This is a genomic window from Actinomycetota bacterium (genome assembly GCA_030682655.1).
Classification (GTDB): Bacteria; Actinomycetota; Coriobacteriia; order Anaerosomatales; family JAUXNU01; genus JAUXNU01.
In genome coordinates this window covers 1-1,976 of the sequence record JAUXNU010000166.1, presented here as the reverse complement: position 1 = coordinate 1,976, position 1,976 = coordinate 1, and the positions used below count along the sequence as shown (strand labels likewise).

Sequence of the window (1,976 nt, the reverse complement as noted above, 5' to 3'; positions counted from 1 at the left end):
GCGTGAACGCACCCATCACATCGGGAGGGAAGCCGTACGGGTAGGTGGGGAATGCACGCGCCAGGTGCAGCCCCATCATCTCCCAGTGACCCGTGGTGGTGTCCTTGCCGGCGCTCGCCTCAGCGTTGCGTCCCCATGAGGCCGACGGGCGCTCATGAGGCGGCACGCCCTCGACAGCCGTGATGTTCCCGAGGCCCATCGCGCCGAGGTTCGGCATCCGAATACCCCCGACCGCTGCCGCGGTGTGCGCGAGGGTGTTCGAGTCCTCGTCACCGTAGTCGGCCGCATCAGGCATGGCTCCCGCGCCAACACTATCCAAGACCAGAACGATCGCGCGGGGCGGACGTGACACCTAGACCACCACCCGGTCGATCTCCTCGAGACTCGTGACCCCTGCCGCGACCTTTTCGAGCGCGTCGCGCCTCAGGGGGACCATGCCGTTGCCCAGCGCTATCCTGCGCAGCTCGTCGGAGGGGGCGTGCACCAGGAACGCCCGCACGATGTCGTCGTCGACGGCCATGATCTCAAAAAGGCCGAGTCTTCCGCGATAGCCGGAGTTATGGCACTGCTCGCAGCCCTGTGGGCCGAACGTCGCCACGGACTTCACCTCCCCGGCGGTGAAGCCCGCGGCGAGCAACCTCTCTTTCGGAAGCTTGAGCGGCACCTTGCAGTGCGGGCAGAGCTTGCGTGCGAGACGCTGCGCGACGACCCCCACGATCGCCGAGGACGTGATGTACGGCGGCACGTCCATATCCACGAGTCGCGTGAGTGCTGAAGGCGCGTCGTTCGTGTGGAGCGATGCAAGCACGAGGTGTCCCGTGAGTGCCGCGCGAACGGCTATCTCAGCGGTTTCGGGATCGCGAATCTCGCCAACCATCACCACGTCGGGGTCAGACCGCAGGATCTGCCGCAGTCCCGCGGCGAACGAAAGCCCGATCTTCGAGTTCACCGCCATCTGAGTGATGCCCGCCATCCGGTACTCGATCGGATCCTCGATGGTGATGATCTTGCGGGTTGGGAAGTTGATCTCTTTGAGCGCGGCGTAGAGAGTCGTCGACTTGCCAGACCCCGTCGGTCCCGCAAGGAGTATGGAACCATACGGTTTGCCGAGGAGACGCGCGACGAGAGCAAGATCATGGTCGTTCATGCCGAGATCCTGAAGCGAGTGGAACTGAAGCTCCGAGTTGAGAATCCGGATGACGATGCTCTCTCCGAACGGCGTGGGCAGCGAGGCCACACGCAGGTCCACAGGCCGATCGTCCACCTTGAGAGCGATTCGACCGTCTTGCGGACGCCGTCGCTCCGCGATATCCATCTCGGCAAGGATCTTGAGCCTGCTCAGCACGCCCGCGCGTGCGCTCTTCGGCAGTTTGGTCACATCGTGCAAGACGCCGTCGATGCGGAACCGGACACGCAGACCGTCCTCCACGGGCTCGACGTGGATGTCGCTCGCGCCGTCGCGCACAGCCTCCCTGATGAACTGGTTGACGACGCGCACGACCGGAACATCGTCGCCTTCCACCTCTACGCCGGACTCGTCCGCTTCAAGGTCGTGGTCGACGAGCTCCTGAAAAGCGTCGATGGAAGCCACGTACTTCTCGATCGCATACTGGATCTGGGTCGGTGCCGCTACCACGGGCTCGACGCGGTATCCGGTGCGGACCTCGACGTCGTCGATTGCTTCGATGTCGAGCGGGTCGGCCATGGCGAGCACGAGTCGATCCTCTGAGAAGGCGATCGGCAGCACGCTCCTCAGGCGCGCGATGCGCTCAGGGACAAGGCTTGCCGCATTCCGGTCGATCGGGAACACGGTGAGGCTCACATGCGTGAGACCCTTCTGGCGGGCGAGCGCCTCGGCGATCTGGTCCTCGGTGAGCACGAGCTCCTGTACGAGCACCTCGCCGAGCTTCCCGCCGCTCTTCGCCTGCAGGGAGAGCGTTTGCGACAGCTTCTCCTCGGTGATGAGACCTGCGGCG

Annotated in this window: 2 protein-coding genes; both read right to left on the bottom strand. The window is 64.7% G+C overall.

Going from position 1 to position 1,976, the window contains the following annotated elements; genetic code table 11:
• Positions 1–295 (bottom strand): phosphopentomutase (locus tag Q8K99_10920; GenBank protein MDP2183066.1); only part of this gene is annotated, 295 nt, incomplete at its 3' end.
• Between the two features lie 57 nt (positions 296–352).
• Positions 353–1,976 (bottom strand): ATPase, T2SS/T4P/T4SS family (locus Q8K99_10915; GenBank protein MDP2183065.1); only part of this gene is annotated, 1,624 nt, incomplete at its 5' end.